This window comes from Flagellimonas spongiicola, assembly GCF_023502425.1.
GTDB classification, from domain to species: Bacteria; Bacteroidota; Bacteroidia; order Flavobacteriales; family Flavobacteriaceae; genus Flagellimonas; species Flagellimonas spongiicola.
The window spans coordinates 297,833-322,480 of the sequence record NZ_JAMFMA010000003.1; the positions used below are offsets into that span (position 1 = coordinate 297,833).

Consider the following 24,648-nt stretch of genomic DNA (forward strand, 5'->3'; position numbering starts at 1 on the left):
GACAATTATATAAAAACATGTCCAAAAACATCTTGACAATTCGTCAATTCAAAAACATCTCAATAAACCTTAATCAATGAATGCAATCAAAAAAACCAAAAATGCCGCAAACGCGTTTGCGAAGAACTGGGCAAATTTTGTGATCAGATACAAATGGCCCGTACTTATTATGACTTTACTACTTGCCATGGGACTCGGATCCCAGGGTAAGATGGAATTTGATGGGGACTATCATGTGTTCTTTAGCGAATCAAACCCTGAATTGGAAGCTTTTGACGCTTTACAGGACAAGTATACCAAGGACGACAATATAATTGTTGTGCTAGCACCTAAAAATGGTGACATTTTTACCCGGAAAAACCTTATTGCGATTGAGGAGCTTACAGCTGAAGCTTGGAATACGCCTTATTCATCAAGGGTAGATGCTGTTACCAATTTTCAACATACCAGTGCGGTAGGGGATGATTTATATGTTGATGACCTTTCTTATGATTCTGCGAACAAAACCAATGAAGAAATTGAAGGCATCAGAGAAAAGGCACTGAAGGAACCTTTACTTGTTCATCGAATCATCAATGAGGAAGGTAGTGTAACTGCAATCAATATCACTGTTCGGTTACCTGGTGAGGATAGTGCAAAAGAAATCCCGGAAGTTACTATTGCTACAAGGGAGATGATATCCAAATTTCAGGAAAAACATCCGGAGTTTGATGTGTACACCACGGGATTGGTACCGTTGAACACTGCATTTTTTGAATCCTCCCAAAAGGATTTAATGTTGACCATGGTCATGCTGCTTATTGTAATAATTGTCACCTTGATTCTTACGCGAAACATTTTCGCTACAATAGCCACGCTATTTGTGGTAATCTTTTCCATTGTTAGTGCGGTTGGTTTTGTTGGGCTCAATGGTATCAAATTAACACCGCCTTCAGCTGTTTTCCCAACAATGATATTAACGCTTGCCGTTGCGGACAGTATACACATCTTGATTACCTATCTCCAGAAATGGCGCAAAGATGGTCTGGACAAGAAGGCAGCACTGGTAGAATCCATGCGGTTGAATTTTATGCCTGTGTTCATCACTAGTTTGACCACGGTTATTGGCTTCTTGACCCTGAACTATGGGGATGTACCACCTTTTTGGGACTTAGGTAACATCGTGGCTTTTGGAATGACTATGGCATTTTTATTTTCAACAACAACCCTACCTGCATTAATGGCCATTTTTCCAATATGGAAACCTAAAGCAGTAAAAACGAATAAAGAAGTAACTACTAGTGGTTACGCTAAGCTTGGACAGTATGTTGTTCGGCAGCCTGTTAAATTGACCGTCATTTCATTAGCCATAATTGGAATGTTAACCTATTTGGCCACTAAAAATGTGTTCAATGATGAGTTCGTGGAATACTTTGATAACACGGTTCAGTTTAGACAGGACAGTGATTTCATAAACGAAAACCTGACGGGTTTTTACAATGTTGAATTCTCAGTTGGAAGTGGAGAAAGTGGTGGAATCAACAACCCGGAATATCTTCAAAAACTTAATGATTTTGAAGATTGGTTGGAAGAACAACCCGAAGTAGTGCATGTTAACGCATTTAGTGAGGTGGCCAGAAGAGTAAACAGGTCTATGCATGGGGATGATCAATCTTTTTATAAGGTACCTGAGAATCGCGAGGAGGCTGCACAATATCTGCTACTTTACGAATTGTCATTGCCTTTTGGCCTGGACTTAAACAATCAAATAAATGTGGACAAGTCAGAATCTAGGGTAACCGTAACACTTCAGAACAATTCAAGCGCAGAAATGATTGCATTTGCAGAACGCTCCGAAAAGTGGCTTAGGGACAACACTCCTGAAGCTATGAATTCAATAGGAGTGAGCCCTACTTTGATGTTCTCAAAACTTGGGTTTAGACAAGCAGATAGCATGCTCAAAGGAAACATCATTGCACTGTTATTGATTTCATTGGTGTTGATGATTGCACTGCGAAACGTGAAATTAGGATTACTCAGCATCATTCCAAACGTGACACCAGTTTTAGTCGGTTTTGGACTGTGGTTTTTGTTAAAAGGTACTATCAACACTGGTATGGTCATCGTTTTTGGGATGACCTTAGGAATCATTGTGGATGATACCGTGCATTTTATGAGCAAATTCTTAAGGGCAAGACGTGAATTGGGTTATGATGCCAAGGATGCAATTATTTATGCATTTGAAACCGTGGGTAAGGCTTTGGTGACTACAACAACTGTGTTGTTAGCTGGATTTATTGTTCTGTCCACGTCAAGTTTTGCCTTGAATAGTTATATGGCCCGTATTACAGTAATCATCATTTTGGCGGCACTGATCATAGACTTCATCCTGTTGCCCTCACTTCTAATTTTGGTAAGTGGGGACAAGGGTAAAGTGGAAACACCGTCACACGTACAAGTTCAATTGGATAAATAAACAGTAACATTCAAATTATACAGCATGAAAAAATATAGAATTTTTACAGCAGCGTTTACAGCAATATTGGCTATTTCCATGAGTTACGGCCAGTCGTCGGAGGAACGCGGATTACAAATTGCAAAGGCCGCAGAAAAAGCGGATGAGGGATTCGGAAGTTCCATTGTGGAACTCAAAATGACTTTAAAGAATAAAAATGGTCAGACCAGTGAACGCTACCTGACAACACGTACTTTGGAACTGACTGAGGATGGTGATAAATCGCTGATAGTTTTTGACAGTCCTAAAGACGTAAAGGGTACAGCGACACTGACCTTTACCCATAAAGTAGGTGCGGATGATCAGTGGTTATATCTGCCCTCAATCAAAAGAGTGAAGCGAATTTCATCAAACAACAAATCAGGGCCATTTGTAGGTAGCGAGTTCGCCTACGAAGACCTCTCATCCCAAGAAGTGGAAAAATACGCTTATAAATTTCTAAAGGAAGATGGAGATATGTTGATTGTGGAACAGGACCCAGTTGATCCAAAATCAGGTTATACAAGAAGAGTGGCGACCTATAACAAAGGGAAAGGGTATCGTTTGGAAAAGATTGAATTCTATGATCGTAAAAATGCGTTGTTGAAGACTTTGGATTACAGCGATTATAAACTTTACAAAAACAAGTTTTGGAGGGCATTGAGCCTTAATATGGTCAATCATCAAAGTAACAAAGAAACTTTGTTGAAATTCAGCGAATACAATTTTGGTTCTGAATTGGTTGACGAGGATTTTACAGAAGTTGCATTGAAAAGGGCAGGGAGGTAATCCTTGATCCATTTTTGTCTGAATGAGTGCCATGACCGAGGAACTGTTCGCGTACAAGTGTTAGTTATGATCATATGAAGAAGAAAGCTTGTATACCTTGGTTATGGCATCTCAATAATACCCCATCTAGATATGCGAAAAATTGGAAAGAACACGATTTTTGCAATGGTTTTCCTTCTTGGTTTGTTTGTTGGGAAATCGCAAGAAGAAAAAGAAAAGCCCATACATGACCTGGAACTGGAATTGGAAGCAGAGTACCGCTATTTTATGGATAATGCCCAATTTCCAGGTCAGGAGGACCATTACCCGTCTATTGCCATAAGACCAGAATATACTTTGGAATGGAACAAAGGATATGAGAGTATAAACTTTACTGGTTTCTTAAGGTTGGATAGGGATGATAAACGTACACATTGGGACATTCGTGAATTGTACTACCAAAAGGCAAAGAATAATTGGGAACTAAGTTTAGGTTTAAAGAAAGTCTATTGGGGGGTAGCTGAAAGTAATCACCTAGTTGATATCATAAACCAAACAGATGCGGTTGAGACTTTTGACGGGGAAGAGAAATTGGGGCAACCCATGGCACAGTTTAGCTATATCACCAAGAATTTTGGAACCTTCGATTTTTTTTATTTGCCCTACCATCGAAAACGCACATTTGCAGGCGAGGAAGGACGATTACGTTTTGGGACAGTTATAGATAAGGACGATTTAGGGTATGAAAGTGGCGCCAAAGAATGGCGTCAAGACTTGGCAATACGTTGGAAACACTATTTTGGGATTTTCGATTTGGGGCTTTCTCATTTTTATGGAACCGGTAGGGAACCTTTATTTGTTTTTGATGCGCTTGGAAACATAAATGCATTCTATCCGGTAATTCATCAAACAGGACTTGATTTGCAGATAACACATGATGCCTTCCTATGGAAGTTTGAATCCATCTATAGAAATGCGGACGCTCAGGATTTCATCGCTTTGGTTGCTGGCTTGGAATATACCTTTAGCAATATTGACGGTAATGGACTAGATATTGGGCTATTGGGTGAATATTTATTCGACGAACGTGATGAACTTGCACTTACCGCACTTCAAAATGACGTTTTTTTTGGTAGTAGAATTGCTTTCAATGATGTACAGGATACATCCATTTTAATTGGAGGTATTGCGGATTTGGAATCCAGCAGTAAAATCTTCAGTGTAGAAGGGTCGAGACGATTCGGTTCCAACTGGAGAATGGAACTGGAAGCACGTATTTTTAGTGCCATTGAACCCAACGAATTGATTTTATCCAACTTTAGTGAAGATAGTTTTTTGAGGTTCACAATCTCTCGTTTTTTTTAAAATGTATTGCCACATATAAACTAACTCAAGAACATAGGCAATTCCAATCAAAAGCCCTGATTTAAATCAGGGCTTTTGAATTTGGTATGAACTTAAGGCTATTCTTTTGAAGAACTCAAATAAGAATCCAGTTCTAAGTATTTTGAATGGATTGTGGATAGTGCAAAGGCCGCTGCAGCTGCAGAGTACACAGAATAATCAAACGCACCTTTTACATTATAGGCAATGCTGATTGCCAACGCAAAAAGTAGTAGTAATAATCCAGATAGTTTGGCAATAAGCTCTGTTTTGAATCCAACCAAAAGCAGAAGCGCAAATAGTACTTCCAAAACGGTAGCAACAATTGCTACAATTGGAATTGTGCTTTTAGGAAACCATGGGTTAATGGATTGGGTGTAAGCCTCAAAGGCCTCCCAATTGCCCCAAGCTGAAAGCTCATCTGGCCAGTAACCAAGTCGATCAGCCACTGCAGATAAAAAAGCAGATGATAGTGCTAACCGTAAAAATAATTTGATGTATTTCACATTCATGATGTTGAGATTTTGATACAAATTTAACCGGACAAAATCCCGAAATCTTTGACAATTGTCAAAAAAATCATGCGGTTCTCCGAATTCGACTCAGGGTTTCTTGAGTCATACCCAAATAGGATGCTATATGCCCTAAATTAACACGTTGAATTAATTTCGGACGTGTTTTTAGTAAGTTGTCATAACGTTCCTTGGCCGTGAAAAATAGAAATTCCTCAATTCGGTCTGCGCCTTCTGTATACATGCGCTCCAGCACCAAACGTACATATTTTTCGTATTGTGGATGATTGGAGAGTATTGTTTGTAAATCTTGGTAAGAGATGTAGAATAATTCACTGTCCTCAAGCAATTCAACACTATATCTGCTTTTTTTCAAACTAATAATGCTGTCCACAGCAGTAATGATTTCACCTTCAGAAGCCAAATGTACTGTAATGTCCTTCCCTTCTTTGTAAAAATAAGTTCTTGCCATTCCAGATTGAAGAAAATAAATGTCTTTGCAGATGGTGCCAGCTTCATGAAGTAAATGGGTTTTTGGTAATTTTTTGTGCTTCATGGCCCCAAAGATCGTACCAATCAAATCCAAAGGTACAATGTCATCCAATTGGTTGAAATTCATAAGAATAGATGGTGAAAGTTTGCGAAAAAATTGATACTTCAAAGATAAAAGTTACGCATGGGATCAAAGTAAGTTTTAACGGGAATCTAACACGGAATGAATGTTGTCATACTATTTGAAATTCCTGTAAATTCACGGTAGCTAAAATGACCACTAAACCAAACCTATGTATCGAATCAACCTTAAACTTGTATGCTCCCTTATAGTCTTCATTATAGTGTTTGGTTGCAGTAAGCCGAACAAAATGAATGTGCTCTTTATCATATCGGATGACTTAACCACTACGGCGATTTCCTCCTATGGCAATGGGCGGATACATACGCCAAATATTGACGGATTGGCAGCTCAAGGAACACGATACACCAGAGCTTACTGTCAATATCCCGTTTGTGGTCCGTCAAGAGCATCTTTTCTCTCTGGCTACTATCCAAATGCCACTCAAACTTATGGTTATGTGAGTGGGCGTGAGAATATTGGGGATGAACGTATAACTTGGCCGCAATTATTCAAGAACAAAGGTTATTACACAGCACGGGTAGGCAAAATCTACCATATGGGTGTGCCAATTGATATTGAATTAGGTTCGGATGGCACGGATGACCCTGCCTCATGGACTGAGCGTTTCAATAGCCAAGGTCCGGAATGGAAAGCCCCTGGTGACGGTGAATTGGTTCAAAACAATCCAGATGGGTCTGAACCCATAAAAGGTGGCAATGTAATGACCATTGTGAAAGCAGATGGAAACGATTTGGTGCATGCCGATGGGAAAACCGCGGAAAAGGCATCGGAACTTTTACGGGTACATAAGGACACACCATTTTTTCTTGCAGTTGGTTTTGTACGTCCCCATGTACCGTTTGTTGCCCCACGGGAGGATTTTGAACCCTATCCTTTTCAGAATATAAAACTGCCCCACAATTTTGAATCAGATTGGGATGATATTCCGGAGAAGGGAATCAATTATGTGACCAGTAAGAATGCTGAAATGTCCGATGTTCAGAAACAAAAAGCGATTGCTGCCTATTATGCGTCGGTCACCTATATGGATAGGCAGGTAGGCAAGGTGCTCCAAACGTTAGAAGAAGAGGGTTTGGATGACAATACCATTGTTGTATTTACTTCTGATCATGGATTTCATTTGGGAGAACATGAATTTTGGATGAAAGTGAGTGTCAAGGAAGAATCCGCTAAGGTGCCTTTGATTATAAAGGTACCCAGGAAAAAGGCTGCGATTTGCCATTCATTTGCTGAGTTATTGGATTTGTATCCAACGGTTGCTGAGTTAGCTGGGTTGCCTTATTCCCAAAACTTGCAAGGCAAAAGTCTGGTTCAAACCTTGACTGATCCTGAACATGAAGTCAGGGATATGGCGTTTTCCGTAACCCAAAATGGCGAAACCTTTTTATTGCGTAATGACAAATGGGCGTATATACAATATGGGGAAGATGCCGCTTTAGGCATCGAGTTGTTCGATATGGAAAAAGACCCGGAACAATTCCATAATCTGGCTCAATTGCCTGAATATGCCCAACAAGTCAAATGGTTTAAGGATAGATTAGTCCAAAAATTGGTTGAGGTCCGAACCAATGATCTTGGAATTACCTATAAAATCAATTAGCGTGATGGAAAAGCTTGGATTTTTTGGTTTTATACTGTTGTTCTTGTTTTCATGCAATTCTAAAAACGAATCTTCCACGGAAACACGTCCGCCCAACATTATTTTGATCATGGCGGACGATCTAGGGTACGAAACCCTTGGTGTAAATGGCAGTAATAGCTATTTGACACCCAACTTAGATCAAATGGCGGCTCAGGGAATGCGATTCCAAAATTGCTATTCGACTCCACTATGCACCCCTTCCCGAGTGCAAATAATGACGGGTAAGTACAATTTTCGAAACTATATAGGTTTTGGTCTGTTGGACAAACAGGAGAAAACCTTTGGCCATTATATGAAAGATTTGGGTTATAGGACTTATGTGGCGGGAAAATGGCAGTTACTCGGCAATACGTATCAGCAAGAGTTGGCTGGCAATAAAATTGGTTCCTTACCGGAGGAAGCCGGTTTTGAAGATTATTGTTTATGGCAAGTGGATACTTTAGGCTCAAGGTATAAATCCCCAGTTGTTAGCATCAAAGGTAAAGGTGTTGTGGAATTCAAGGATAAGTACGGACCTGATCTGTTCGTTGATCATATCGAGGAATTTATGAAAACCAATCGGGAGCATCCGTTTTTTGTATACTACCCCATGGTATTGACGCATGACCCTTTTGTTCCGACACCTGAAAATCCTGAATTCGCCCATTTTGATAATGCTTCCAAAACCAATGATCCAAAATATTTTGGAGAGATGGTCACCTATATGGATAAGCTGGTTGGAAGAATTATAGATCATACCGAAACTCTAGGAATTCAAGAGCATACCTTGATATTGTTTGTTGGAGACAACGGAACGGACAGGGATGTAATCTCACGATTTTATGAGGATACTATTCAAGGCGATAAAGGATATACAACTGCAGCAGGAACCCACGTGCCTTTTATTGCCCATTGGAAGGGTAAAATAAAACCAGAAAGCAGTAATGATAACTTGGTGGACTTTACGGATTTCTTGCCTACGCTCGTTGAAGCTGCTAAAGGTGAAAAACTAGATGTGAATCAAACGGATGGGTTAAGTTTTTATCCACAATTGGTCAATGAAAAAGGTCAAGCAAGGGATTGGATTTTCTGTGATTATAGTCCGAACTGGGGAAAATTTGAACCAAAGCGTTACGTCCAGGATAAAAACTGGAAGTATTATAACAACGGGGAGTTGTACAATCTAAATGAAGATAGAATGGAAAAGCAACCATTGAACGTTAATGCACAAGATTCGTTTGTTCAACAACGGGTTTCGGTTTTTCAGAAAGTTTTGGAAAGTTATCAATGAAGTACAAAGATGTTATAGAGTTTCCATTATTTGTTTACTGCATATTGTTGAATTAACTTTAAGGGTTAAACCAAAGTTCAACTAAAAAACAGACAGGCGTACCTATCCCTGGAGTAGGTGTGATTTGTTGTGACCTATGAAACCTCAATTAGTCGATAGAACCAATCGCCTGAATCGGACACTATCCGAAAAACTGCATTCATTTCCTTATTTTTTTAAGGTATGGCATTACCATCCCGAAATTGAATTGGTGCTGATCAAAAAAAGTTCTGGGGTTATTTTTCTTGGCAACGACATGGAACGCTTTGAGCCAGGAGATGTTTTTTTGTTTGGCAGCAATGTTCCCCATATGTTGCTGAACGACCAAAGGTATTTTAAAGAAGGTTCCAAGTTAAAAGCTGAATCCTTGGTTATTCATTTTGATAAGGCTTTAATGGAAAGTGATATATTAAAATTGCCGGAGGCTTCAGAATTGGGTAGTTTCTTCGAGGATGCAAAAGGAGCCATCAAATTCGATTCCAGCTTAAAAAGTGTGGTTGAAAAGCGTATCACTGCGATGTTCAAGATGGGAAATTTTGAAAAAATCATCGCGATGCTGCAACTACTAATGGTTTTGGGAAAAGACAAGGGGTATAGCGTAATCAATGCTGCTGAGGGCACGGCAAATAGCAATCAGACGGATACCAACCACAACATGGACCAGGTGTACGATTACATTTATTGCAATTTCAAGGAAAATATAGAACTGGATAAGCTAGCGGATATTGCGTGTATGAATAAATCCTCATTTTGCAGATACTTCAAAAAAATGAATAGTAAAACAATTTCCAGGTTTGTCAACGAATTGAGGGTAGGGTATGCATGTCAATTGCTACAAGAAAACCAATATAGTATTTCAATGATTTGCTATGAAAGCGGTTTCAACAACATTTCAAATTTTAATCGGCAGTTTCGGAATATCATGAATATTTCGCCATCGGACTACATCAAAAAATTCAATCAAGGAAAATCTTCCTTATCGGATTAACATCCATCTACTTTACCAAATGTTTAGGTAAGTCCTTTATGGATTCACAACAAATTTGTTCCATTACTTGTTGCAATTCTGTTTTTAGCAATGAAATGGTATGATTCCCTCCCTGTTTGCCAAGTGCTGCTACGCCATACATAAAGGATCGTCCAAGAAAAGTAAATTCGGCGCCTGAAGCCAAGGTTCTGGCAATATCCGGGCCTGATCGTATTCCGCTGTCCATCATGACCTTTATTTTGGATCCATAGCTTTCTGCTATACGATTTAAAGGTTTAATAGTGGATTCACCGGCATCCAACTGTCTGCCTCCGTGATTGGAAACTATAATGCCGTCTAATCCAAGTTTAATTGCTTTTTCGGCATCACTTTCACTGGCGACGCCTTTTAGCACAATTTTACCTTTCCATTTATCGCGAATGGCACCAATTTTATCCTCATTCAATCTGCCGGAAAAAGTTTGGTCCATGAATTTACCAAGTTTACTCAAATCCAATCCTTTGGGCATATAAGGGCGTAAAGTTTCAAAATTGGGTTGGCCATGTATTAATGTTTGTATAGCCCAATGTGGTTTGCCCAAGATTTGAATAAGGTTGTTGATTGACATCTTTGGAGGCATGGATAAGCCATTTCTTATATCTCTCGGACGAAATCCAAATGTTGGAACATCACAAAGTAAAACCAGGACGGGATAGCCAGCATCTTCTGCCCTTTTTAGAATGTCGTCCCTTAACTCATCTTTGGCGGGGTGATACAGTTGGAACCATGCACGGCCATGTGTTAATTCTGCAATTCGTTCAATACTGCTTGTAGTTACGGTACTGAGGATAAAAGGGATATTATGTTCATATGCAGCTTTGGCTAAAATTTCAGGTGCATTGGGCCACATCAAACCTTGAAGACCGATAGGTGCAATTCCAAATGGAGCATCGTAGATATGTCCAAACAGTTCGGTCTGCATATTGGAATGTTCATGCTTTTCAATGTAGTAAGGTGTGAGCTCTACCTGACGTATTTCTGCGGTATTCTTGATTAGATTAACATCTTCATTGCAGCCGCCGTCCAAGTATTCAAATGCAAACTTGGGTATTTTCCTTTTAGCCTTCATTCTTAAATCCGAAATGGAAGGGTATTTGGAATTTATGGTTATAGATGCGGATTGCGCCATATATGCAATAGGTATTGACTAAAGTTCGAATATTTTTTCCATAAGCAACCATTTTTCACCTGGTTTTGCCATGGGTAGTGCTTGTTGGTAATTCCACATAAGTTCTTCCCACTGCTGCACAACGGTGTTGTTGGCATCCATTTCCGCTTTGGTTTCAAATGAAAAGGAATCAAGTGCTTCAATTGTCATAAAAAGGCGGTTGCCTAATAGATAGATTTTCATTGATTCAATACCTGATTCTTTGATGCTCAGCTCAATTTCTGGCCATATCTTTTTATGGAATTGTTTGTACTCAGCAATCAATTCTGGGTCGTTTTTCAAGTCCAAAGCCAAAGCATAATGTTTCATGGGTTTAGGCTTTTGAGTAGACTTTAAAGGTTCTGTAACCGTAGATTCCGACAATCAAGAAACACGAAAGCGGTAATACAAATGAAAAGTTCACTTCTGGTACACCAAGAATCCTAACATCAGCGTAACCAGAGCCACCAATATCCAATATCAAACCTTGTAAAATTGGCATAAAGGCACCACCAACAATGGCCATCACCAGGAAGGCAGACGCAGCTTTGGCATCGTCCCCTAGACCATTTAATGCAATACCATAAATGGTTGGGAACATCAATGACATGCAAAACGAGACCATGACCAGCGAATATAGGCCTGTCATTCCTTCAATAAATATTGCTCCCGAACAAAAAACAATGGCAAGCATGGCCAATAACATGAGCAGTTTTCCAGAATTTATGAATTTGAGGAGGTACGTACATAGAAAACGACCTGCTAAGAAAATACCTAGGGCAGCATATGCATAATTAACTGCATTCCGATTATCTATTCCTAAATTTTCTGCATATTGATAGATATAGGTCCAACACATAATTTGAGCGCCCACATAGAACATTTGCGATAATACACCTCCAACAAATCGTTCTTTTTTGAATATCCGCTTAATAGAATCCCAAAGGCCAACTGAATTTTTGTCCTCTTTCTTTTCTGGCATTTTCACTACGGAAATTACTACTAACATTACTAAAACAAATATGCCCAGTGCAACATATGGATTCCGGATAACTGTCAGATCTGATGTTTTAACAGCTGCTTTTGCAGTTTCAGAAAGTGTTTCATAAATGCTGTTGCCGTTGGCGTCAACATCGTCGGATTGTAAAGCACCTAGAATGAATGTTTGTGCTACAAACAATCCAGATAAGGCACCAAGTGGATTGAATGCTTGTGCCAAATTAAGTCGTTGGGTAGCGGTTTCTTCATCTCCCATGGCCATGATGTATGGATTAGCAGTAGTTTCCAAAAATGCCAAACCAAAGGTTAAAATGTACAAAGCCAATAAGAAAAAGAAATAATTCTCCATGGCTGTGGCAGGAAAGAACAACAAGGCACCTGTGGCATACAATACCAATCCAAAAATGATTCCACGTTTATAGGAATATTTCTTTACGATATATGCAGCTGGCAAGGCCATGGTAAAATAACCCCCATAAAAAGCAGCTTGCACCCATGAAGCTTGGGTGTTGTTCAATTCAAGGATTTTCTTGAAAGCGGAAACCATAGGATTCGTAATGTCATTGGCAAAACCCCATAAAGCAAATAAGGAGGTAATCAATATAAAAGGAACCAAAACGGATTTGGAAACTACGGGGGCTTTTTGATTTTCTGGCATTGGTGTAAAGTTTGGTTGGTTATTTAAGTGCTCTATCCAAATGGGTATATCCACCATCTACATGAATAATCTGTCCTGTAGTGTGACTGGATTTATTCGATAAAAGAAAAGCCACCATGTTGGCAATTTCTGTTTCAGTGGTCATTCTCTTACCCAAGGGTATGCGTTCGGTTATTTCCGTTAGTTTTTTTTCTGGCTCAGGGAAGGTCTTTATCCATTTATCGTATAAAGAAGTGTAACATTCTGCAACAATTACTGCATTAACGCGGATTTGGTAGGGAAGCAATTCAACCGCCCATTCTCGTGTCAGTGCATTTCTACCACCGTTGGCAGCGGCATATCCGGATGTTCCTCCTTGACCTGTTTCTGCAGTTTTGGAACCAATATTCACAATGGCTCCTTTGCTGGCTTTTAATTGGGGTAAAGCATAATGGGCCATTAGATAATAATGGGTAAGATTTCTGTTTATGGATTGTACAAACTTGTCGTATCCACCATTTTCCAATCCTACGCCGTCATTGATTCCGGCATTGTTCACCAAACCGTCTATCTTACCAAATTTTTGGATAACGATATCCACTGCAGCTTTACATTGGCGCGGATCTGTCAATTCGGCAATGGCATAAAAAGCATTTCCGCCATTTTGTTTTATAGATTCCACGGCTTTTATCACATCAGGTTTTGTCCTGCCAACAATCACTGGGATTGCTCCTTCATTAGCAAGTACGTTACATATGCCGTTTCCAATTCCCTTGGAACCTCCTGTAACCACAATAACCTTATTTTTCAATTCTAAATCCATTTAACCTCCGCTTTGTTCCAAATGGTAAAATTTACAGGCATTCAAACCCATGATACTAGCTAATTCTTCATCAGAAAAGTAGTTTTTGATAATAGAAAGTACTTCCTTGTAACTGGCTGCGACCAAACATACGGGCCAATCAGAACCATACATCAATCTATCCACGCCAAAAGCTTGTGTCACCACATCTAAAAATACTTTAAAATCATCTACATTCCACCGAAATTCCTCTGTTTCAGTGACCATTCCGGAAACTTTGCAATACAGATTTTCCAATTCGCCCAATGCCTTTATTTTTGATTTCCAAGCCTTGTCCATTCCTTTCGAAATGCTGGGTTTCGCAATATGGTCCAGGACGAATTGCTGGTCAGGATTTTTTTGAACCAATGCAATGGCGGCATCCAATTGTTGAGGATAAATCAATATATCATAGGTGAGTCCAAACTGGCTTAATTTTGCTATTCCTGATTGAAATTCGGATCGCAGCATAAAATCGTTTGGCTCGCTTTGCACAATATGTCTTATTCCTTTTAGTGATTCATGTTGTGCGAAATACGCTAAGCGAGCTTCAACATTGGGTGCCATAAGATCTACCCAGCCCACTACACCTTTAATAAAATGATGTTCCTTGGCACAGTCCAACAAATACTCCGTTTCAGATTCAGTTTGGTCGGCTTGAACAGCTATACAACCATCAATTCCATTGGTTTCAAGAATTGGTTGTAGATCAGTTGGAGTAAAATCCCTACGGATTTTGGCCATGGAATCATCTATCCATCCGTGAGTTACCGGATTGTATTTCCAAAAATGTTGATGACTATCTATGACCATGGAACCAAGCGTATTTTATCCGTTTAATTTTATAAATCCTCCATCAATGGGGAAATCCGTGCCGGTTATAAATGCTGCTTCATCGGAACATAAATACAAAGCGAGATTAGCTACCTCTTCTGGCTTACCCATCCTTCCGATTGGCTGTGTTTTGGAAAGTTTATCAAACATCTCCTCCACATTATTGGGATAATTCTTATTTAAAAAACCATCAACAAAAGGCGTATGGATTCTTGCCGGAGAAATACTATTGCATCTTATATTGCAATCTAAGTAGTCTTTTGCAACGGAGTAGGTCATGGCCAAGGCAGCACCCTTGGTCATGGAATAGGCAAAGCGGTCCGCTACGGCTACCGATCCAGCAATAGAAACCATATTTAAGATTACACCACCAGATTTCTTCATATGTGGTATGGCAGCATGAATACAATTATAAACACCTTTTATGTTCACGGCGTACAGTCGGTCTAAGTCTTCTTCAGAGGTGCCCTCCACATTCCCCACATGCGCAATACCGGCATTGTTTACCAATATATTGATGGCATGTTTATTCAAAATATTAGCTACGACCTTTTGTACTTGGGATTGATTTGAAACATCACAAGAATGTGATTCTGCTTGTCCATTGCTTTTTTCTATTTCAGCGATGGTGGCATCGGCATTTTCTGAATTTAATTCAATAATATGAACATAAGCTCCCTGCTGAGCAAAGGTTTTGGAAATTGCTTGTCCAATACCACTGCCACCTCCCGTAATAAGGGCAACTTTATTTTTGAGCGAAAATTTCATCAAAAGTAATTTAATGAGGTATTGTCTAGCTGACAAACCTTGGTGATGGAAAATTAGATTTTTGTCTTTCCAAAGGCAAGAATCACATTAACCTGTTGTGATACTTCTTTTGCACACGAGCTTGTTTTTGAAGCAATCTTACATATGTGATATAGAAAATGTATCGCAGATAGACCTCCATAATATGATAGTATGTATACAAAATGACGTAATAAGGATTAAACAGAGCAAACTAAGTATGGATGGTAGTATACCTATCAGTGGTATCCCAGCTTAATGAAATTTACATTTATACCTAACTATGAAATCTCCAATTAACATCGGTATTTTCAGTATGAAACTGATAGGAATATTGCTTTTGGTTTTGGCAACTGCTTGTACGACCCAATTGGAGAATCCAAAACCAGATGAATTGAAACTTTGGTATACCAAAGAAGCAAAGTCATGGATGCGGGAGGCGCTGCCCATTGGGAATGGTTATATGGGAGCCATGGTCTTTGGTGGAATTGATAAAGAACAGATTCAATTTAATGAAGAATCCCTATGGTCGGGAGGTCCTGGGGAATGGGAAGCATATAACGGGGGTAATAGGGCAGGAGCTCATGAATACCTACCATTGGTTCGGGAATTACTTTCTGCTGGAAAATACGAAGAAGCACACCAATTAGCTGGAAAGGAACTTACAGGAGTAATTAAGAACAATACTGAGCATGGGCTATGGGAAGGATATGGCGCATACCAAGCCTTTGGAGATTTGTACGTGGAAGTAGAAAATGTAGGTGCTATAACTGAATATAAAAGGGAATTGAATATTTCCAAGGCACTAGCTGAAGTGCGTTACAAATCAGGGGATACCAATCATAAACGGAGCTATTTTGCTAATTATCCAAATCGCGTCATGGTTTTCAAATTTGAAAATGATGCAAACGGAGGACTTGATTATGATATAGAACTGCAGACCCCGCATACAAATGTTCAGTACCATCAGCATGCGGATGAACTCATTTTGGAAGGAAAATTGCAAAATAACGGTATGGCATTTGGTGCACGTGTATTGGTTACCTCCAATGACGGTCAGATTTCAATTACTGAAAACAAAATCAATGTCGAAAGCGCCAAGAGTGTAACCTTAAAACTAATCGCGGAAACCGACTATACCACTGATTATCCTCATTATAAGGGCAATGATTTTGAATCACATTTAGCGCAACGCGCAACTATACTTAAAACCAAAAGTTTTGACAATTTATTAGCTGAGCATATTGCGGACTACCAAACCCTTTTTAATCGGGTTTCACTAGAATTGGGGTCAACCGAAGCGAACACGCTTCCTACGGATGAACGATTGTTAAAGTATGGAAAAGGCTTCGCTGATCCAAGTTTGGAATCCTTATACTTTCAGTACGGTAGGTATTTGTTGATAAGTAGCTCAAGGCCAGGAACCCTGCCGGCCAACTTACAAGGTAAATGGAATGATAAAATGGCTCCGCCGTGGGCATCGGATTACCACATGAACATTAATGAACAAATGATCTATTGGCCGGCTGAAAGTACCAACTTGAGTGAGTGCCATAAGCCATTGCTGGATTATATGGAAACCCTGGTGGAGCCCGGAAAGCGCAGTGCAAGAGATTTTTTCAATGCCGATGGCTGGATTGTGAATACTATGAACAACACCTTTGGGTTTACAGCGCCGGGATGGGATTTTCCATGGGGTTTTTTCCCTGGTGGAGCTGCCTGGCTTAGCCAACATGCATGGGAACATTATGGCTATACACAAGATGAAGTTTATCTGGAAGAACAAGCTTTTCCTTTGATGAAAGAAGCAGCGCAATTTTGGTTGGATTATTTGGTGGAATCTGAGGACGGCTTTTTGGTTTCTGCCCCATCATACTCCCCAGAACATGGTGGGATTTCGTCTGGAGCTTCAATGGACATGCAAATTGTTTGGGACTTATTCACCAATTGTATAGCGGCCTGTGAGTTATTGGAAGAGGAGTCCGAATTTAAAAAGCAATTGGAGTCTGCAAAAAACAAGCTGTTGCCACCACAAATTGGAAGCTGGGGGCAACTACAGGAATGGAAGGAAGATCGAGATGATCCTAAAAACAAACATCGACATATTTCACACTTATTTGCCTTGCATCCCGGCAATCAAATCAATTTGGAGGATACTCCGGATTTGGCCCAAGCGGCAAAAGTATCCCTTAATGCTAGAGGTGATGAAGGGACTGGGTGGTCATTAGGATGGAAAATTAATTTTTGGGCAAGGTTACAAGATGGTAACAGGTCGCATAAAATGATCAGTAGATTGTTAAGGACCACCACGGATGAAGGATTCGATATGATTCAAGGAGGCGGTACCTATAACAATTTATTGTGTGCCCATCCACCATTTCAATTGGACGGGAATATGGGAGCAACGGCTGGAATAGCTGAAATGTTGTTGCAATCCCAAGGAGGAAGAATCAGATTGTTACCTGCGCTTCCAGATGCATGGAAATCCGGATCTGTCACGGGTTTGAAGGCCAGAGGGAATTTTGAAATAGACATGAAATGGCATAAAGGACGCTTACAATGGTCGCGAATCAAGTCAATTCTTGGAAACAACTGCACTTTAGAATACAATGGCATCAAAAGAAACATAACACTAGGAGAAAATCAAACCCTTGTATTAGGGCCCGATTTGCTGCCCCTTGATTGAGGTTAGTTAGATGAAGAACCAATTACGGATACGTAAAAAACGAATACATGCTTAAACCAATTTTAAAATTTCTTGGACTAGTCATAACTGTCATAATTGTAGGTTGCCAACCCACCGTTGCGCCACCAAAACCACATGGGCCTTTGCCTTCAGCAAAACAATTGGAGTGGCACGAATTGGAATTCTATGCTTTTGTGCATTTTACAACCAATACTTTTACCGATAGGGAATGGGGGTTTGGTGATGAATCACCAGAATTGTTCAACCCAACTGAGCTAGATACTAGGCAATGGGCCAGAATAGCTAAGGAAGCCGGAATGAAAGGAATTATTCTCACGGCAAAACACCATGATGGGTTTTGTTTGTGGCCATCAAAATACACCGATCATTCTGTTGAGAATTCCCCATGGAAAGATGGAAAAGGGGATGTGGTGCAGGAATTGGCAGATGCATGCAGGGAATATGGATTGAAGTTGGGATTGTATTTGTCGCCATGGGATAGAAATCATCCGGAATATGGTAGGGAGGAATACGTCATTTATTTTCGAAATCAGTTGAAGGAATTGCTGACAAACTACGGGGATGTTTTCGAAATGTGGTTTGACGGGGCTAACGGAGGCGATGGATATTACGGAGGTGCCAACGAAACCCGTAAAATAAACACCTTGGAATATTACGATTGGCAAACCACCTATGATTCCATTTATAAATGGTCCCCTAAAACATTGGTTTGGGGTATTGGCCCTTCAGAAGCCCGTTGGATTGGAAATGAGGAGGGTTATGCCAATTCCACCAATTGGAGTATGTTAAAACAAGAGGAGTTATTGAAAGGGAACGTCCATTATACCGAGTTTATGAGTGGTCATGAAGACGGTGAACGTTGGGTTCCCGGAGAAGCGGATGTTTCCATCAGACCAGGATGGTTTTATCATGCCACTCAAGACAATCATGTTCGCTCACTTGGGGAGGTTGTAGACATTTATTACAAATCAATAGGTCGAAATGCCAATCTATTATTGAATTTGCCCGTGGACCGCAGAGGTTTGGTACACGATAATGACGAAGCAAGACTTATGGAAATGGTTGAGGTTATTAAAAGTGACTTTGAAAAGGAATTATTAAAGGATTCCAAGGTCATGGTTGATAATATTCGTGGGAATTCCAGTATATATTCCGCTGAAAACTTAATCGATGGGGATAAAGAAACCTATTGGACTACGGATGATTCCTTGAAGACGGCATCAATTACGTTCAAGTTTGATGAACCTAGGGCTGTGAACAGGGTTTTGCTTCAAGAATATATAAAATTAGGTCAACGCGTTCGTGAATTTAATGTGGAGGCTTTGGTTAACGGTCGTTGGGAAACCATTACGAATGAAACCACCATTGGTTATAAACGTATACTTAGGACCACCCGGGTAAATGCCATTGCGCTACGGATAAATATTACGGATGCTAGGGCATGTCCAATTCTACAAACGATACAAGCATTCAATGCACCAACTTTTGTACATGGCCCAAAGATCTTGCGTGATAAAAATGGAATGGTCACTATAGAAGCATTAAATCCAAGTGAGCAATTGTATTATACACTAGACGGTTCCGAGCCTACGGAAAATAGCATTCCATATACTGAACCTTTTCCTGTGAATAAATCGGGCAGTATTAAAGCTATTTCCAGAAATACGAAGGAAGGAATCAACAGTAAACCCGTGCATATTTGGTTAGGTACAAGTAAACACAGCTGGATAGCGACTACTACTGGAAAGGGAAAGACCACTAACCTTGAAAAATCTATTGACGATGATTTATCCACTGAAATTGAATTAGCTGTCCCAGGTCAGCTTGTTATAGATTTCAATGAAGTTTTGGAGGTTGATGGATTCACTTATATGCCGTCCAATTCGGGTGGTAAAATTAGAACCTATCAGCTATTCACTAGTTTGGATGGATTGGTTTGGACCGAACAAATGAAAGGCGAATTTTCCAATATCAAACACAATCCAATAGTACAGGAACAATTATTTAAGGCAGCTACCACCGCAAGATATTTAAAGCTAGTTGCCAAAGAAGAAGTAGAAGGTAAAAGGAAAGTCTCAATTGCGGAAATAGGAATAATAGAATAGGTAAGCCAATTTAATTCAAAAGTACTATGAGCTTAAGTACTGCAAACCAAGTACAAGTAGTTGCATATAGTAAAGTGGTTTCTACCCTATTCATCAGATATATTTGTTTTAATCATCATAAAATACCAATCAATGAATGGTAAAATAATTTCCTTGGAAGCCAAGGATATACGATTTCCCACAAGTCAGGATTTAGATGGATCAGACGCCATGAATCCCGATCCGGATTATTCAGCAGCATATGTTATACTCAAGACGGATCGTGAGGACGATGTGGAAGGGCATGGGTTGACGTTTACGATTGGTAGAGGGAATCAATTATGTGTTCAGGCTATTGAGGCACTTTCCCATCTCGTTGTTGGGCAAGAGATAGAACATATAGTTGGAGATTTTGGTAAGTTTTGGAACAAACTGATTGTTGGAGACAGTCAGTTACGGTGGTTAGGGCCTGAGAAGGGTGTTATCCATTTGGCAACGGGAGCGGTTGTTAACGCGATTTGGGACCTCTATGCCAAAATAAACAATAAACCGCTTTGGCAGCTTTTGGCAGATATGAGTCCGGAAGAATTGGTTCGTTGCGTTGACTTCAGTTATATAACCGATGCCATAACCCCAGAGGAAGCTTTGGAGATTTTAAAAGCGAAAGCAGCTACCAAGCAAGACCGGGTCAACTATTTAAAGAAAAATGGTTATCCGGCTTATACCACCTCGGCAGGATGGCTTGGTTACAGTGAGGAAAAGGTTAGGCGACTGTCAAGAGAAGCCGTGGAAGAGGGTTGGAAGCATATTAAAATGAAAGTGGGCGGTAATTTGGATGAGGATATGAAAAGAGCATCCATAATCCGCGAAGAAATTGGCCCAGACTTGAAATTAATGATGGATGCAAACCAAAAATGGGATGTTGATGAAGCAATCAAGAATATCAAACAATTGGCCAAATACGATATCTATTGGTTTGAAGAACCTACCAGTCCAGACGACGTTTTAGGGCATAAAGCAATTGCTGATGCCATAAGGCCAATTAAAGTTGCTACAGGGGAACACTGTCAGAATCGGGTTATTTTCAAACAATTTATGCAGGCAGATGCTATTGACGTTTGCCAAATCGATAGTTGTAGGGTAGGTGGTGTCAACGAGTTATTGGCCATCATGCTTATGGCGGCCAAATTCAATGTACCCGTATGTCCGCACGCAGGAGGTGTTGGACTATGCGAGCATGTGCAGCATTTGAGTATGTTGGATTACATAGCCATAAGTGGTTCATTAGATGAACGAATTATTGAATATGTGGATCATTTGCACGAACATTTCCTAGATCCTGTGGTTATAAAGAATGGAGCCTATCAAGTGCCTACAATGCCAGGGTATAGCATAGAAATTAAGGAATCATCCTTGGTTGCCTATGAATTTCCGAATGGATCGGTTTGGCAAGATATCCGAGCAAATGACACGGTACAATATTCATAAAACAATTAAGTAAAAGCACTTATGAAATTAGTTAGATACGGAAAGTCAGGGAATGAAAAACCCGCAGTACTTGTTGATACCACGCTATATGATGTGACAGCTATTATAGGTGATTTTGATGATTCCTTTTTTACCGAAAATGGTATTGAAAAATTGCACGAATATATCGCGTCCGACGATGCTGAAGGAATAGAATTGACCGATGATGTGCGCCTTGGACCTCCAATCACTGGCGTGTCTAAAATCGTATGCGTTGGCCTCAATTACGCAAAACATGCTGCAGAAAGTGGTATGGATGTTCCCACAGAACCAGTATTGTTTTTTAAAGCCACCACAGCAATTACAGGCCCCTTTGATGATGTTGTTATTCCAAAAGGCAGTACAAAAACTGATTGGGAAGTGGAATTGGCAGTAGTTATTGGAAAGAAAGCAAGTTATGTGGCCAAGGAATCAGCGATGGACTATGTGGCCGGTTATATGGTGCACAACGATGTAAGTGAACGTGAATTCCAATTGGAAAAGGGCGGACAATGGGTAAAAGGTAAGAGCTGCGATACGTTTGCGCCAATTGGACCTTATTTGGTAACTAAAGATGAAATTTCCAATCCCCATGATTTGAATCTTTGGTTAAAACTGAATGGAAAAACAATGCAATCTTCCAACACCTCAGATTTGGTTTTTGATATCCCAACTTTAGTCAGTTACATAAGCGAGTACATGACGTTGTTACCTGGAGATATTATCTCAACCGGCACACCGTTTGGAGTTGGATTGGGTTTAAACCCGCCATTATACCTTAAACCCGGAGATGTAATGGAATTAGGCATTGATGGTCTAGGCGTTTCCAAACAAACCGCAATAGCATATAAGAGCAAATGATAAGCCAATTTGTCGGATGAAAGTTTATAAAACAGGTACTACTGCCTATATCGAATACAAGGGTACTTTTTATACGAAAGAGGTTCTGGATTGGGATGCTTTTCTGAACAGACCAAATTTGCACAGGACGCTATCCGATGAAATTGATAGCTGGAATAAAACCAACGATTCCTTTTTACGTCAAACTAAATTGGACCCACCTTTGGGAAGTCAGGAAATTTGGGCGGCCGGTGTTACCTATGAACGTAGCAAATCTGCACGAATGGATGAAGCCAAAGCTTCTGGAGGCGCTATTTTCTACGATAAGGTGTATGACGCCGAACGGCCGGAGTTGTTTTTTAAATCTACGGCTCGTAGATGCGTTGGCCACGGTGAAGAAGTATTCATTCGCAAGGATTCTTCATGGAACGTACCAGAACCTGAACTCACCTTATTTGTTAATTCCAATGGCAATATTGAAGGGTATACTATTGGGAATGATATGAGTTCCAGAAGTATTGAAGGTGAGAATCCGTTATACCTTCCACAAGCGAAAACCTATGAAAAAAGTGCTGCAATAGGCCCTTGTTTATTGGTTTTGGAAAACCAGATTCCTTCAACTACGGAAATCCATATCCAAATAGCGCGTAAGGACCAAATCATGTATGAAGAGAATGTGGCCATATCTAAAATCAAACGTGGTTTTGACGAACTGGTCGGGTTTTTATTCCGGGAATGTGATTTTCCAGACGGAGTCTTTTTAATGACAGGAACCTGTTTGGTTCCGCCAGATGAATTCAGTTTGGCTGTTGGGGATTTGATTAGCATATCCATAGATCAGATCGGGACTTTGGTCAATCATGTCGCTGTAAAGTCCAACAAATGATTGGAATTGGCTATGGAATAAAGACAAGGTGTTTAATTTATTAAATCCATAAAACATGAAATCTAAAAAGAATGAGTTCAGTTTAGTCCCTATCACATGGCTAATGCTTGTTATGGCTTGTATTTCGGTATGGAGCTGTGCTGAAAAAACGGAAGTAGAACAACCACCAAACATTGTATTCTTTTTTGTTGATGACATGGGTTGGCAAAACACTTCAGTACCATTTCATACAGAAGTTACGGCATTAAATAAGCAATACCGCACACCCAACATGGAGCGTTTGGCAAGAGACGGAATGAAATTTACCCAGGCCTATGCAACAGCGGTTTGCTCACCTTCGCGAATAAGTTTAATGACAGGAATAAATGGTGCAAGACATGGCGTAACCAACTGGACTCTCATTAAAAACAAAGCCACGGAATATGAGCATGAAAAGGTGATAGCTGCTGAGTGGAACGTAAATGGTTTGCAACCTGTCCCAGGTATAGAAAGGACAGTACATGCTGAAACCTTACCGCAATTGTTAAAAACTGCGGGCTACAAAACAATCCATGCGGGTAAGGCACATTTTGGGGCTAAGGAAACACCAGGAGAAGATCCATTGAATCTAGGGTTTGATGTAAATATTGCTGGACATGCTGCAGGAGGACCTGGGAGTTACCTTGGGCAAAATAACTTTAGCGCTACTTGGAGAGGCGGAATGGACGTATGGAATGTGCCGGGATTGGAAAAATACCATGGCGAGGATATCTTTTTAACGGAAGCATTGACCGTTGAGGCCAACAAAGCGCTGGAAACCGCCGTATCAGAAAACCAACCATTCTATCTCTATATGTCCCATTATGCGGTACACGCACCTTGGGAAATTGATCAGAGATTTTATCAAAAGTACATTGACGCTGGAATGAATGAGTTTGAGGCGACTTTAGCCACGATGGTAGAAGGAATGGATAAATCCTTAGGTGATATTTTGGATAAGTTGGATGAATTGGGTGTTACGGATAATACCATTATTGTGTTTATGTCTGATAATGGCGCTCCTAAAAATACACCAATAAATGTGCCCTTGCGGGGCCATAAATTAACCCCATATGAAGGGGGCTCACGCGTACCTTTATTGGTAAAATGGCCAGATGTTGTGAACCCAGCGACGGTGAATAACCAATACTTGATAATCGAGGACATCTTTCCAACACTATTGGAAATGGCCGGTTTGGAGGAAGAAGCAGATAAAAGTGTGGATGGTAAGAGTTTTATGCCCCTGTTGACCGGTAATGGAACATATGAAAAAGATCGTCCTATATTTTGGCATTTTCCAAGCACCTACGAATTTACTCCTTACAGTGCCGTTCGAAAAGGAGATTGGAAGTTGATTTATCACCATATAGACCGGAATTTCGAATTGTTCAATCTTGAGGAAGATATTGGCGAAACCAATGATCTTTATACTACCAATTCAGAAAAGGGCAACGAATTGGCAAAGCTACTTTCCGATTATTTAGAAAGTGTTTCAGCCCATATGCCAACGGACAAAGAAACAGGAGAACCTGTAGAATATCCTAATGCAGTAGTACAATAGAAACTATGAATATCAAGAAAGTACTTCTTCTATCCATCTGTTTAATAAGTA

At 40.1% G+C, this 24,648-nt stretch carries 20 protein-coding genes; 12 read left to right on the top strand and 8 right to left on the bottom strand.

The genetic code is table 11. From position 1 onward, the window contains the following. Positions 1 to 76: 76 nt before the first annotated feature. From M3P19_RS12845 to M3P19_RS12855, 3 genes are all read left to right on the top strand, one after another. A complete protein-coding gene (locus tag M3P19_RS12845; RefSeq protein WP_249658086.1) occupies positions 77 to 2,455 on the top strand; it encodes an efflux RND transporter permease subunit in 2,379 nt (792 codons plus the stop codon). A 24-nt stretch (positions 2,456 to 2,479) separates the two neighbouring features. Next, positions 2,480 to 3,262 carry an outer membrane lipoprotein-sorting protein gene (locus M3P19_RS12850; protein ID WP_249658087.1) on the top strand — a complete coding sequence of 261 codons (783 nt, stop codon included), beginning with the start codon at positions 2,480 to 2,482 and terminating at the stop codon, positions 3,260 to 3,262. A 132-nt stretch (positions 3,263 to 3,394) separates the two neighbouring features. After that, complete coding sequence (locus M3P19_RS12855) at positions 3,395 to 4,606, top strand: hypothetical protein (RefSeq protein ID WP_249658090.1); 1,212 nt, start codon at positions 3,395 to 3,397, stop codon at positions 4,604 to 4,606. Positions 4,607 to 4,704: 98 nt separating this feature from the next. Here M3P19_RS12855 and M3P19_RS12860 read toward each other — a convergent pair whose 3' ends face one another. Continuing rightward, complete coding sequence (locus M3P19_RS12860; RefSeq protein ID WP_249658091.1) at positions 4,705 to 5,136, bottom strand: DoxX family membrane protein; 432 nt, start codon at positions 5,134 to 5,136, stop codon at positions 4,705 to 4,707. Positions 5,137 to 5,203: 67 nt separating this feature from the next. Continuing rightward, positions 5,204 to 5,755: a Crp/Fnr family transcriptional regulator gene (locus M3P19_RS12865; protein WP_249658092.1), complete on the bottom strand. Its 552-nt coding sequence runs from the start codon at positions 5,753 to 5,755 to the stop codon at positions 5,204 to 5,206. Positions 5,756 to 5,999: 244 nt separating this feature from the next. On the opposite strand from M3P19_RS12865, the gene M3P19_RS12870 reads away from it, so the two are divergent. The 3 genes from M3P19_RS12870 to M3P19_RS12880 all read left to right on the top strand — a co-directional run bounded on the left by M3P19_RS12870 (position 6,000) and on the right by M3P19_RS12880 (position 9,712). Beyond that, a complete protein-coding gene (locus M3P19_RS12870) occupies positions 6,000 to 7,373 on the top strand; it encodes a sulfatase (RefSeq protein WP_249658093.1) in 1,374 nt (457 codons plus the stop codon). A gap of 4 nt (positions 7,374 to 7,377) precedes the next feature. Continuing rightward, positions 7,378 to 8,685 carry a sulfatase family protein gene (locus tag M3P19_RS12875; protein WP_249658094.1) on the top strand — a complete coding sequence of 436 codons (1,308 nt, stop codon included), beginning with the start codon at positions 7,378 to 7,380 and terminating at the stop codon, positions 8,683 to 8,685. Positions 8,686 to 8,821: 136 nt separating this feature from the next. After that, positions 8,822 to 9,712, top strand: a complete 891-nt coding sequence (locus M3P19_RS12880) for an AraC family transcriptional regulator (protein WP_249658095.1) — start codon at positions 8,822 to 8,824, stop codon at positions 9,710 to 9,712. A gap of 7 nt (positions 9,713 to 9,719) precedes the next feature. On the opposite strand, the gene M3P19_RS12885 is transcribed toward M3P19_RS12880, so the two are convergent. The 6 genes from M3P19_RS12885 to M3P19_RS12910 are packed head-to-tail and all read right to left on the bottom strand — an operon-like array spanning position 9,720 to position 14,977. Next, positions 9,720 to 10,880 carry an alpha-hydroxy acid oxidase gene (locus M3P19_RS12885; protein ID WP_249658096.1) on the bottom strand — a complete coding sequence of 387 codons (1,161 nt, stop codon included), beginning with the start codon at positions 10,878 to 10,880 and terminating at the stop codon, positions 9,720 to 9,722. Positions 10,881 to 10,898: 18 nt separating this feature from the next. Continuing rightward, complete coding sequence (locus M3P19_RS12890; RefSeq protein ID WP_249658097.1) at positions 10,899 to 11,228, bottom strand: L-rhamnose mutarotase; 330 nt, start codon at positions 11,226 to 11,228, stop codon at positions 10,899 to 10,901. Between the two features lie 4 nt (positions 11,229 to 11,232). Next, entirely contained in the window at positions 11,233 to 12,555 is a 1,323-nt protein-coding gene (fucP, locus tag M3P19_RS12895) for an L-fucose:H+ symporter permease (protein WP_249658098.1), read from the bottom strand. A 19-nt stretch (positions 12,556 to 12,574) separates the two neighbouring features. Then, entirely contained in the window at positions 12,575 to 13,357 is a 783-nt protein-coding gene (locus M3P19_RS12900; RefSeq protein ID WP_249658099.1) for an L-fucose dehydrogenase, read from the bottom strand. Then, positions 13,358 to 14,188 (bottom strand): amidohydrolase family protein, encoded by an 831-nt coding sequence (locus M3P19_RS12905; protein ID WP_249658100.1) that lies wholly within the window; start codon positions 14,186 to 14,188, stop codon positions 13,358 to 13,360. A 15-nt stretch (positions 14,189 to 14,203) separates the two neighbouring features. Continuing rightward, entirely contained in the window at positions 14,204 to 14,977 is a 774-nt protein-coding gene (locus M3P19_RS12910; RefSeq protein ID WP_249658101.1) for an SDR family NAD(P)-dependent oxidoreductase, read from the bottom strand. Positions 14,978 to 15,278: 301 nt separating this feature from the next. Between M3P19_RS12910 and M3P19_RS12915 the strand changes: the two genes are divergently transcribed. The 6 genes from M3P19_RS12915 (at position 15,279) to M3P19_RS12940 (ending at position 24,597) form a co-directional block, all read left to right on the top strand. Next, a complete protein-coding gene (locus M3P19_RS12915; RefSeq protein ID WP_249658102.1) occupies positions 15,279 to 17,681 on the top strand; it encodes a glycoside hydrolase family 95 protein in 2,403 nt (800 codons plus the stop codon). A 47-nt stretch (positions 17,682 to 17,728) separates the two neighbouring features. Next, a complete protein-coding gene (locus M3P19_RS12920; protein ID WP_249658103.1) occupies positions 17,729 to 19,807 on the top strand; it encodes an alpha-L-fucosidase in 2,079 nt (692 codons plus the stop codon). 132 nt (positions 19,808 to 19,939) lie between these two features. After that, positions 19,940 to 21,274, top strand: coding sequence for an L-fuconate dehydratase (locus M3P19_RS12925; protein WP_249658104.1), 1,335 nt, complete (start codon positions 19,940 to 19,942; stop codon positions 21,272 to 21,274). A 21-nt stretch (positions 21,275 to 21,295) separates the two neighbouring features. Next, on the top strand, positions 21,296 to 22,153 hold the full coding sequence (locus tag M3P19_RS12930) for a fumarylacetoacetate hydrolase family protein (protein ID WP_249658105.1): 858 nt from the start codon (positions 21,296 to 21,298) through the stop codon (positions 22,151 to 22,153). Between the two features lie 16 nt (positions 22,154 to 22,169). Continuing rightward, complete coding sequence (locus tag M3P19_RS12935) at positions 22,170 to 23,018, top strand: fumarylacetoacetate hydrolase family protein (protein WP_249658106.1); 849 nt, start codon at positions 22,170 to 22,172, stop codon at positions 23,016 to 23,018. Positions 23,019 to 23,073: 55 nt separating this feature from the next. Next, entirely contained in the window at positions 23,074 to 24,597 is a 1,524-nt protein-coding gene (locus M3P19_RS12940) for a sulfatase (protein WP_249658107.1), read from the top strand. Positions 24,598 to 24,648: the final 51 nt, after the last annotated feature.

Bases quoted from the DNA above. Each gene is read 5' to 3' on its own strand.
- M3P19_RS12845 (WP_249658086.1), top strand. From the start codon at position 77: ATGAATGCAATCAAAAAAACCAAAAATGCCGCAAACGCGTTTGCGAAG.
- M3P19_RS12850 (WP_249658087.1), top strand. From the start codon at position 2,480: ATGAAAAAATATAGAATTTTTACAGCAGCGTTTACAGCAATATTGGCT.
- M3P19_RS12855 (WP_249658090.1), top strand. From the start codon at position 3,395: ATGCGAAAAATTGGAAAGAACACGATTTTTGCAATGGTTTTCCTTCTT.
- M3P19_RS12860 (WP_249658091.1), bottom strand. From the start codon at position 5,136: ATGAATGTGAAATACATCAAATTATTTTTACGGTTAGCACTATCATCT.
- M3P19_RS12865 (WP_249658092.1), bottom strand. From the start codon at position 5,755: ATGAATTTCAACCAATTGGATGACATTGTACCTTTGGATTTGATTGGT.
- M3P19_RS12870 (WP_249658093.1), top strand. From the start codon at position 6,000: ATGAATGTGCTCTTTATCATATCGGATGACTTAACCACTACGGCGATT.
- M3P19_RS12875 (WP_249658094.1), top strand. From the start codon at position 7,378: ATGGAAAAGCTTGGATTTTTTGGTTTTATACTGTTGTTCTTGTTTTCA.
- M3P19_RS12880 (WP_249658095.1), top strand. From the start codon at position 8,822: ATGAAACCTCAATTAGTCGATAGAACCAATCGCCTGAATCGGACACTA.
- M3P19_RS12885 (WP_249658096.1), bottom strand. From the start codon at position 10,880: ATGGCGCAATCCGCATCTATAACCATAAATTCCAAATACCCTTCCATT.
- M3P19_RS12890 (WP_249658097.1), bottom strand. From the start codon at position 11,228: ATGAAACATTATGCTTTGGCTTTGGACTTGAAAAACGACCCAGAATTG.
- fucP (WP_249658098.1), bottom strand. From the start codon at position 12,555: ATGCCAGAAAATCAAAAAGCCCCCGTAGTTTCCAAATCCGTTTTGGTT.
- M3P19_RS12900 (WP_249658099.1), bottom strand. From the start codon at position 13,357: ATGGATTTAGAATTGAAAAATAAGGTTATTGTGGTTACAGGAGGTTCC.
- M3P19_RS12905 (WP_249658100.1), bottom strand. From the start codon at position 14,188: ATGGTCATAGATAGTCATCAACATTTTTGGAAATACAATCCGGTAACT.
- M3P19_RS12910 (WP_249658101.1), bottom strand. From the start codon at position 14,977: ATGAAATTTTCGCTCAAAAATAAAGTTGCCCTTATTACGGGAGGTGGC.
- M3P19_RS12915 (WP_249658102.1), top strand. From the start codon at position 15,279: ATGAAATCTCCAATTAACATCGGTATTTTCAGTATGAAACTGATAGGA.
- M3P19_RS12920 (WP_249658103.1), top strand. From the start codon at position 17,729: ATGCTTAAACCAATTTTAAAATTTCTTGGACTAGTCATAACTGTCATA.
- M3P19_RS12925 (WP_249658104.1), top strand. From the start codon at position 19,940: ATGAATGGTAAAATAATTTCCTTGGAAGCCAAGGATATACGATTTCCC.
- M3P19_RS12930 (WP_249658105.1), top strand. From the start codon at position 21,296: ATGAAATTAGTTAGATACGGAAAGTCAGGGAATGAAAAACCCGCAGTA.
- M3P19_RS12935 (WP_249658106.1), top strand. From the start codon at position 22,170: ATGAAAGTTTATAAAACAGGTACTACTGCCTATATCGAATACAAGGGT.
- M3P19_RS12940 (WP_249658107.1), top strand. From the start codon at position 23,074: ATGAAATCTAAAAAGAATGAGTTCAGTTTAGTCCCTATCACATGGCTA.